Annotated in this window: 10 protein-coding genes and 1 pseudogene; 9 read left to right on the forward strand and 2 right to left on the reverse strand. The window is 46.8% G+C overall.

Annotated elements, in window-relative coordinates:
* Nucleotides 1-344 precede the first annotated feature (344 nt).
* From G470_RS13370 to G470_RS14475, 7 genes and pseudogenes are all read left to right on the forward strand, one after another.
* Nucleotides 345-725, forward strand: a pseudogene (locus G470_RS13370) (VOC family protein).
* Nucleotides 726-841: 116 nt separating this feature from the next.
* A complete protein-coding gene (locus G470_RS0110200) occupies nucleotides 842-1657 on the forward strand; it encodes a Cof-type HAD-IIB family hydrolase (RefSeq protein WP_028274724.1) in 816 nt (271 codons plus the stop codon).
* Between the two features lie 45 nt (nucleotides 1658-1702).
* Entirely contained in the window at nucleotides 1703-2245 is a 543-nt protein-coding gene (locus G470_RS0110205; protein ID WP_028274725.1) for a dihydrofolate reductase family protein, read from the forward strand.
* Between the two features lie 105 nt (nucleotides 2246-2350).
* Entirely contained in the window at nucleotides 2351-2908 is a 558-nt protein-coding gene (locus G470_RS0110210; RefSeq protein WP_028274726.1) for a DUF4256 domain-containing protein, read from the forward strand.
* Nucleotides 2909-2942: 34 nt separating this feature from the next.
* On the forward strand, nucleotides 2943-3590 hold the full coding sequence (locus G470_RS0110215; protein ID WP_028274727.1) for a hypothetical protein: 648 nt from the start codon (nucleotides 2943-2945) through the stop codon (nucleotides 3588-3590).
* 143 nt (nucleotides 3591-3733) lie between these two features.
* Nucleotides 3734-4159 carry an SRPBCC family protein gene (locus tag G470_RS0110220; RefSeq protein WP_035445564.1) on the forward strand — a complete coding sequence of 142 codons (426 nt, stop codon included), beginning with the start codon at nucleotides 3734-3736 and terminating at the stop codon, nucleotides 4157-4159.
* 67 nt (nucleotides 4160-4226) lie between these two features.
* Nucleotides 4227-4397 (forward strand): VOC family protein, encoded by a 171-nt coding sequence (locus G470_RS14475; RefSeq protein ID WP_169720335.1) that lies wholly within the window; start codon nucleotides 4227-4229, stop codon nucleotides 4395-4397.
* Nucleotides 4398-4744: 347 nt separating this feature from the next.
* Here the strand turns inward: G470_RS14475 and G470_RS0110230 are convergent, their stop codons facing one another.
* Both G470_RS0110230 and G470_RS0110235 read right to left on the reverse strand, forming a co-directional pair.
* Nucleotides 4745-5968, reverse strand: a complete 1224-nt coding sequence (locus tag G470_RS0110230; protein ID WP_028274729.1) for an MFS transporter — start codon at nucleotides 5966-5968, stop codon at nucleotides 4745-4747.
* Nucleotides 5969-6125: 157 nt separating this feature from the next.
* On the reverse strand, nucleotides 6126-6860 hold the full coding sequence (locus G470_RS0110235; protein ID WP_205617925.1) for a MerR family transcriptional regulator: 735 nt from the start codon (nucleotides 6858-6860) through the stop codon (nucleotides 6126-6128).
* A gap of 126 nt (nucleotides 6861-6986) precedes the next feature.
* On the opposite strand from G470_RS0110235, the gene G470_RS0110240 reads away from it, so the two are divergent.
* Complete coding sequence (locus G470_RS0110240; RefSeq protein WP_028274731.1) at nucleotides 6987-7466, forward strand: GNAT family N-acetyltransferase; 480 nt, start codon at nucleotides 6987-6989, stop codon at nucleotides 7464-7466.
* A gap of 292 nt (nucleotides 7467-7758) precedes the next feature.
* Complete coding sequence (gene abc-f / locus G470_RS0110245) at nucleotides 7759-9240, forward strand: ribosomal protection-like ABC-F family protein (protein WP_028274732.1); 1482 nt, start codon at nucleotides 7759-7761, stop codon at nucleotides 9238-9240.
* Nucleotides 9241-9492 lie beyond the last annotated feature (252 nt).

A 9492-nucleotide genomic window follows, 5' to 3' on the forward strand; every position in this document is an offset into this window, starting at 1 on the left:
GGAACTACCTGCATTTGAACAAACCATTGTCCCTGAATTTAAAGGGGCTGTTAGAGCTGTTTTGAAAAAGATTCATCGTCCTTCTATAGGGGTTAAAATAGGTGAAATAGCTAATTATAGTTCCACATCAAGTCCAATGGGACAACTGAAGAAAATGTTTGGGTAATGAAACACACAGAATGAGCCATTTTAATATTAAAATTGAAGAGTTACCATCTCTAGAGAAAAGTTTCCGCCAAAGTATTGACACATACCGAAGTTTGTGCTCCGTGGAGGAACCACAGCACCTGTGTTAAGATAAAAAGTGTAAAGTGAAAAAAAGTTGAAAGCGGAGGAACAGTAAGATGCGTATTGAACATGTGGCTGTATGGGTAGAAGGCTTAGAGAAAACGAAAGCGTTTTACTAAGTGTATTTCGGTTGTACATCGAATGAAAAATACCACAACACAAAAAAAGGTTTTGAGTCCTATTTTTTGACCTTTGAATCCGGTACCCACTTGGAAATTATGCGCCAAAGAGGGATCAACCAAAAACCACAATCCAACCAAACCGGTTGGGCGCACATCGCCATCTCTTTGGGAAGCAAGGAAGATGTAGACCAGCTGACGGAACGGTTGCGGAAGGACGGGTATGCGGTGGTCAATGGACCTCGTACGACAGGAGACGGGTATTACGAAAGTGTGATTGAAGACCCGGAAGGCAATTGGGTGGAACTGACCGAATAAAAAGGTTTTATGGTTGGCTGCAGGGAAGGACCGGAGTAAAATGAAGGAGCAAAGAGGCCGACCACGTTGACATGCACTTCTTGATTCAGTGCGAGAAAAAGACAGGAGGAGTACGTATGGCAGTCAAATTGATTGCCGTAGATATGGATGGAACGTTTTTGGACGATGAAAAGAATTACGATCAAGAGCGTTTCTTCCGTCAATATCAGAAGATGAAAGAACCGGGCATCCGCTTTGTCGTTGCCAGTGGAAACCAGTATTACCAGTTAATGTCATTTTTTGAACCGATCCATGAAGAAATCAGCTTTGTATCGGAAAACGGGGCATTCGTGGTTATGCAAGGAAAAGAGTTGTTTTCGGTGGATATCCCCAAACGAGATGTACGATTTGTGATGGACGAGTTGATGCGGCATACGAATATTTCTGTGGTGGTATGCGGAAAAGAAAGTGCGTATGTGTTGGAAGATTTGCCGGAAGATGTATTTGTCGAGGCTAAAAGATATTACCCCCGCCTCAAACGCGTGCCGACGTTTCATGGAGTGGAAGATCAAATTTTGAAATTTGCCTTGGCTTGCCCGCAAGATAAAACCCGTCAACTCCAAGAGCTGCTGCACACGAAAATCGGAAAAGTCGTCACACCGGTCTCAAGCGGACATGGCAGCATCGATTTGATTGTACCGGAATTTCATAAAGCCTCCGGTCTTCAACGACTGCAAAAAGTAGGGCATATTCAACCGGATGAGATGATGGCTTTTGGGGACGGGGGCAATGACATTGAAATGCTCAAACACGTCAAATACGGATTTGCGATGGAAAATGGAAGCGAAGAAGTGAAAAAAGCTGCCCGCTATGCCGCGCCGTCCAACAACGAGAGTGGTGTCTTGGCGGTCATCGAACAGTACTTTGCCAAAGTAGGGCCGTTCAAGGATTAATGGACGGCAAACAAGGAACATTGAAAAACAGGGAGGGGTGCGCTGATGAGCAAAAAAAGAAAAGTGGTTTTGTTTATCGCCGCGAGTCTGGACGGGTACATCGCTACAGAAGACGAGTCGCTGGAATGGCTGTTCCGCGTCGAAGGCGAGGGAGATAACGGCACTTTGGAGTTCTATGATAGTATCGATACCTTGGTGATGGGCAGACGCACATATGAGTGGATCATCCACAATGAGCCGGGAGAATTTCCTTACAAAGACAAACAGTGCTATGTCTTTACGAGGTCACCGATGGAAAATACGGAAGACGTCACGTTTGTAAATGAAGATGTCACTCAATTTGTGGAGAAGCTTCGACAACAGGACGGAGGAGACATCTGGATGGTCGGCGGCGGTGATTTGTTGAAGTCCTTTCTCGAAGCCAGGCTGATTGATGAAATCACTGTCACCGTGGCTCCTGTCCTACTGGGCAAGGGGATTCCGTTGTTCAAAGAAGGGGAATATGAAACCGAGCTGGTGTTGAAGAGGGTGCGGAACTTCAATCAATTTGCGGAGCTGAAATATGAATTAAAAAAAGACAAAACTTAAAGCCGGAGACATAAAAGTTCACTTTATGCGTAGAAGTGTGAATTTTTATGTCTTTTTTAGGGTAAGATACAGTTGTAGGTGAATACTTTTCGAGGAGGATGGAGAATGGAAAAAACGTTGACTGCAGAGCAGCGGGAGGAGCTTCTTGATACATTGCAGAAGCGATTTGAAAAACATATGGAGCGCCATGAAGGCCTCGAATGGGAACTCATTCAGTCAAAATTGGAAGCAGCGGGTGAAAAGTTATGGTCGCTTCACGAAATGGAACAAACCGGCGGTGAACCGGACGTGGTGGGGTACGACGAAGAAACCGACGCGTACATTTTTGTGGATTGTTCCAAACAAAGTCCAAAAGGCCGCAGAAGTGTGTGTTACGATCGGTCGGCGCAGGAAGGCAGGAAAAAGAATCCGCCGAAAAACAATGCGATGGACATGGCGGCAGAAATGGGCATCGAACTCTTAACCGAAGAGCAGTACCGCCGCCTGCAGGAATTGGGAGACTTTGATACGTCCACGTCCAGTTGGGTGCAGACCCCGAAAGACATCCGGGAAAAAGGCGGGGCAGTGTTTTGTGACTTCCGCTATGGCCGTGTGTTCTTGTATCACAACGGCGCCGACTCTTACTACGCGGCGAGGGGATTCCGTGGACGATTGAACGTTTAACCCAGCATCAAAGGACGAAAGGACAAATGTGCAGATGAAAAAGAGAGCAAAACTTTTATTCTTTGGTTTAGCAGTATGGACGTTGGCCGGATGCACGGGCGGAGAAGCGGGAGAAAAACCAGCGGAAGAAGCCCTAGACAGCAGCGCGGTTGTCGACACCACAATGGAACAAGAAACGGAACAAATGGACAGCGCAGTGTCGAGTGAATCGGAAGGAGCCGTTGTAGACACCGCGAATGAAGCGACAGAACAGCCGGATGAAGAAGCCACAGCGGAAAGCGCGGATGATTCTGCTTATTCAGCGGAAGAGGTCGAGTACGCCCGTGTCTGGCTGCAGCTGGGGCCCAATCCCGATATCGAAACGCTATATGTGGAACGCATTCCGGCAGGAACATTGATCAACCCGTTGGATGAAACAAGCGTCGTTTACCCAGAAGAGGTCATTCAGTTGTCGGGCAGCCGGTTGGTGGACGGGTCCGTTACTTATAGCGGCAACGGAGATGGCACAATCAACGTCTACAATGTTCCGCTCAGATGGGAAAGCAATCCTTCGCCTGAAGCCGGAGAAGATTTCATGAAAGAATACACGCAAAAAATCAGTGAAAACACGGAACTTGTTTATGTGGAACCTGCCACCGGAGAGGAAGTCGAAGCACTGATAGAAAAAATACAGCTTTATTAAACGCTAAAAATCAAAAGGCTCCTGTTGGTGAAAGGGAGCCTTTTTCCATGCGCGTGAATGGATTTCACCGAATACATAAGCTACACTAACCTCGAGAGGTGAAGGGGCCGTGTTCTTACATAAGAAGGACGGAGGTGAACAGAGTGGCTGAGTTCGAAAAAATCACCATCAACGCAACGATCCAGGCACCGGTGGAGAAGGTATGGACGTATTGGACGGAACCCGAGCATATCACGAAAGGGAACCAAGCATCCGAGGACTGGCATGCCCCGTTTGCGGAAAACGATTTAAGAGAAGGCGGGAAATTTGTCACGAGAATGGAAGCGAAAGACGGCAGCGCAGGATTTGATTTCGGCGGCATTTACGATGAAGTCAAACTGCATGAAGTGATCGCCTACACCATGGATGATGGAAGAAAAGTCCACGCGACGTTTCATGACGAAGGCGGAGAGACAGAAGTTATCCAAACGTTTGATGCAGAAACAGAAAACCCGTTGGAGGTTCAACGGGAAGGCTGGCAGGCCATTTTGGATAATTTCAAGAAATACGCAGAACGGATGAGCGGATAAAAATCAGCGTTCCGGACTTGAGGAGTTTGATTTTTCAAAAACAACAGAAAAACCGTCTGGAGTCATTTTGAGTCTTGCGGCCGACAGCGAAGAAGAAGTCGACGCGGTCTTGAAAAGAGTCTCGGAGTTGGGTGGAATCGTCCTTCCCGGTCACTCTCAGAAATTTGAATGGGGTTCTTCAGGTTATTTTGAAGATCCAGAAGGACACAATTGGGAAATCGTTTATTTTGTAGAATAAGCGAAGAACAGGGTAGATGGAGAAAAAAGAGCTTGGGACAATAGTCCCGACCTCTTTTGCGTTTCCGAATAGTATAGCGAAAATGCGCTCCAAAATGCAGACCCGACGTCCACTTTGTCATGACTGTAGTTGCTTTAGCAATGTACAGTCATGATACACTTGGGCATCTGCCCACAGTGCCTCCTTTAGAATAATGCTCGAGGGGCTTTGCCCCTCATCCGCTTATTCGCTCCAGTTGCCATAGCCGTTGCCGCTTTAGCGGCTTACGGATAAGGTATGCGTTAGAAGGTTCGGGTCTAAACGCATTTTGTCCCGCTCTCTTTTTGGTGCATCCTCGCTTTAAATGGTTAGGAAATCCCCTCATCGCTTCCGACCTTCAGCAACGTGCGGTTCCGCCCAAATAAAATGGCCAAGACGACAATGGAGATTCCGGTTCCCCACAGCATCCATTCAATCTCGATAATGTCAGCCAATGGACCAAAGACAATCATCCCCAGCGGCATCATCGAGGTGGAGATCATGGTCATGACACCAAACACTCGGCCTAAGTAATTTTCTTCCACTTTTTCCTGCAGGAGAACCGTTGCCGGAGTGTTGAAGACCGGCATTGCCACGCCAAAAATGCCAAATAAGGTAAGATACAGCCAGAAAGCGGGCAAAGCGCCTAGAGCGATAGTACAAAAGCTCATCGCCAGACTGGCAAAAGAGATGGTTTTTGTTTTGTTGTTGAATCCACCCCACACCGCAATCAATGCTCCACCGATAAGCATTCCGGTAGAAAAAGCAATTTCGATGGCGGACAAGCGCCACAAGTCTTCGCCATAACTGCGGGTAATTTGCAAGGGAGTTAAAAAGGCGACGGGTGCAATCAATAAAAACAACACAGACACGAACAGGAAGAATACCTTTAGATAAGCACGATGCTGGATGTAGCCGATGCCTTGCATGAAGTCATTGAAATAACTGTTCTGTTGAACATCCGCTGCTTTTTTATGAGAGGGGATTTTCAGAAAGAGCAAAATCGCGATGGCAAAAACCGCAGTGACGACATCAATCAAGAAAATCCATTCAATGTCTGCCACACCCAACAAGCCGGCGCTGATGATAGGTGAGACAAAGGCGATGACCGACTGGATGGAACTGTTGATTCCGTTGATTCTGGTCAACGATTCTTCCGGAACAATCTGCGGCAAAATAGCGCCTATTGCCGGCATTTGTATCCCTGCTCCCAAAGCGCGGATGGCGGCCATGACAAACAGCAGCCAAATGGATCCGAATCCCATGAAGAACACTCCGGCGAGAATCAATGTGACCAACGCAATCAGTCCATCAGACAGGATAATCAATTGTTTACGGTTGTAGCGATCCGCCCACACTCCGGCAACAGGCGTCAAAAAGAAAGTAGGCAGGAACCCAAAGACAATGTAGAGCGTCAGCATAGAGCCGGAATCCGTGGTCAAAGTGACGTGCCACAACATGGCATATTGGACAAGTGACGATCCCAACAGCGTAAAGGTTTGACTGCTTAAGAAGAGGACAATGTCTTTTACCCAGGTTTTCTGTTGCTTCATCCTGCCATCCCGTTTCTTTTAATGGCCACGTTCGACAGCAATTTCTTTTCTGGGTTGAATATATAAAATTCGTCTCTGGAAAGAAAGTAAGGCGTTTCCTCTCACTTGTGCTCTTCTGAGAGGAAACGCCTGCATAGTAGTTAGATAGTGTTTCTGTTTAGTTTTCATTCGTTCGTTGATTCGCATACACCGCCATGGCGTCAGCCATGAATTGCGCGAGGCCGTCCCCGAATTGATCGATGTTTTTCGTGAACCGTTCGTCCATCACATACATCTGCCCCAAGTTTTTGAACATCTCCGGTGTATAGTGCCCGAAACGTTGTAAAAACACATACCATTCATGGATGGCGTCCTGTGCCTCTTTGGAATCCGGGGTGAGATGGCGTGCAGCGGTTAAGTTGCGGTAAATGTCACTCAAGCGATTTTTGTCGGCTTCGGTGAATTGGCCGGTTTTTTTATTCGCCTCGTCAACGGTTTGGTCGCCCCATCTCCGGCGGGCTTCTTCTTCATATGGGTTATGACTGAAGTCAAACCCTTCAAATTTTTCTTTCTGAGTCATGGTTCGTTCTCCTTTCACTTCTTGAATGGTTTTTTCAATGGTGCGAATCTTTTTTTCAAGCTGTTTTTGTTTTTCCAGCAGCATACGGTGTTGCATTTCCAACGCTTCTTCGCGGTCGAAGGAAGGGTTGTGAAGGATTTCCTTGATTTTCTTTAATGGAAAACCCAATTCTCTGAAAAACAAAATTTGCTGCAGCGTTTCAAGATCTTGTTCAGAATAGATACGGTATCCGGCATCCGTGGTTGCAGCAGGGGAGAGCAGGCCGATTTCATCATAATGATGCAGTGTGCGCACACTGATTCCTGCCAATTCCGCAACTTCTTTTACTTTCATCTGCACCCTCCTTTCACTTCATACTATAAACCATCACGTAACGTAAGAGTCAACGCATTACTCAATCTTTTTCGTAGATTCGACTAAAAACAGCGTATAATGGATAGCAGAAAGAGGGGAAGAAATATGAATATCCGTGAAATCAGAACATCAGACAACCAGGAAATGGAGAATATTGTGAAGCGGTCGTTGGAGTCATTTGATTTGGCTCTTCCGGGAACGGCCTATTATGATCCGCAATTGGGGCAGTTGGCTGAATACTACGAGCGGCAAGAAAAAGCCAGCTACTGGGTGGCGGTGGATGAAACGGACGATGTGTTGGGCGGAGCCGGCATCGGTCCTTTTGATGCCTCAAAAGGAATCGGGGAATTGCAAAAACTGTACGTCAAACCGGAAGCACAAGGATGTGGGTTGGCAAGACAACTGGTGACACGCGCGTTGGAGTTTGCCAAAGAACACTACGAGTATTGTTATTTGGAGACGTTCGAAAAGTTGGAAGCCGCCAACACTTTGTATGCAAAATTCGGCTTCCAACGTCTCGACCAGCCTTTGGAAGGAACCGAACACAGTGCCTGCGATGCCTGGTATATGAAAAAGCTGGGTTGAAAGAACGAAAGCGGTGCGGTATACTCGATGCAATGAATAAAAGGAGGAATGAAAAATGTATTCGATGAGATTGCGCTTTGTGACTTTGAATCGGTAATTAAATAACCATTCAAGGTCCTGTTTATATGACAGATACAAGGGAGCAGTCTGCCCATTTTTCATTCCACAGCGGAATACATTTGTCAAAAAGAGATAGCAGGTCTATCTCTTTTTTGTGTGCCCATTTTTAGAATGGGTAAGCGTCCCTCTGTGATATATGACACGGCCGGTATTTTTAAGGAGTGTATATATCATGCAAGAACTAGTGTTGGAATTAAAGAATATCGAAAAAAGTTACTTGAACAAAGATGTATTGGCCATTGACCAGCTGACGGTATACCAAAACGAACGGATTGGGATTGTCGGAAAAAATGGCCAAGGAAAAAGTACGTTGTTGAACCTCATCGCCGGAACCGTGCAGCCGGACCGCGGGGAAGTTCATAAGACGGTGGATTTTCAGTATCACCGCCAAACAAGCGAAGTATCTGAAGCGGATTTGAAAGAAATCGATCCGGTGTTGGCAGGGAAGCTTCGTGTTCCCCGCCATGAACCCACTCATTTCAGCGGCGGAGAAGCGTCCCGTTTTCGACTGGCGAAACTGTTCTCTCATTATGAGATGGGCTTGTTAATGGATGAGCCGACCACGCATTTGGATGAAGAAGGCATTCAGTTTCTAATTGATGAATTGCGTTATTACTACGGAACGTTGCTGGTGGTGAGCCACGACCGCCGATTCCTCGATGAGACGGTGGAAAAAATTTGGGAAGTGGCGGACGGAACGGTGACCGTTTACGACGGAAACTACATCAACTACCAAGAACAAAAAAAGCACCAACGAATGGAACAAGAGCGGGCATACGAACAATTCATGAAAGAAAAAAGCCGGCTTGAACAGGCAGCCCGCAAGAAACAAGAGCAGGCACAAAAAGTCAGTCAGACAACCAAAAAGCAGAAAAACAAACACATTAAACCCGACCGCCTGTCGTCTTCCAAGCAAAAAGACACCGTTCAAAAAGCTGCGCATAAAGCGGCAAAAGCCATTGAGAAACGGGCAGAACAGCTGGAACACGTGAACCAGGTGAAAAAAGAACCAGCCATCCGGTTTCCGGAACCCACACAGTTGGAAATGCACAACCGTTTCCCGATTATGGGTGCGGGCGTCACGATTCAAAAAGGGGAAAAAGTGTTGCTGGACGAAGCTGATTTTCAATTTCCGCTTGGGAAACGCATCGGGATTACAGGGCCGAACGGTGCGGGGAAATCCAGTCTGTTGGAATGGATTTTAATGGACGGGGAAGGCATCACCTTGTCGCCGAAAGTTGTTTTTGCAGCGTATCGTCAGACGGATTACAAATTGACAGAACAAATGAACCTGTTGGATTATTTGGCCGGAGAGTCGGAATACCCGGAGCCGGTCTTGCGGGCGGTTTTGAACAATTTGGGACTCAGCCAAACAGAGGTGCGGAAACCGCTGAGCGATTTAAGCGGAGGAGAATCCACCCGTTTGGCGGTGGCCAAGTTGTTCACCGTTCCAAGCAACGTGCTCATACTGGACGAACCGACGAATTTCATTGATGTGCAAACCATTGAGGCATTGGAAGAATTGATGCGCAGTTACCCGGGCATGATCCTCTTCACCTCTCATGACCGCTACTTCATGAGGAATGTGGCAGAACAAATATGGGAAATCCGGGATAAAAAGTTGGTCTTAAAAGACGAAACACAAATCGAGTAGGAGATAAATGATTAATTCATTTATCGTCCTCTCACACCACCGTACGTACGGTTCCGTATACGGCGGTTCAATATCTTAAGTAAGCAGACTCTGCCAGGTCTCGTAGTGAAACTACGTTCCACCGGTAGAGTCTTTTCGTTGTAAGCACCCAATGAACTTCAGGTGTTTTTGACAGTCTCCAGTATTTCTTTCTAGAGTAACCAATGCGTTTAGCACTGTCCATATCTAGACCTAAACGCATTAATCTGCTAA

It is taken from the genome of Atopococcus tabaci DSM 17538 (assembly GCF_000429585.1).
In the GTDB taxonomy this organism is placed as follows: Bacteria; Bacillota; Bacilli; order Lactobacillales; family Carnobacteriaceae_A; genus Atopococcus; species Atopococcus tabaci.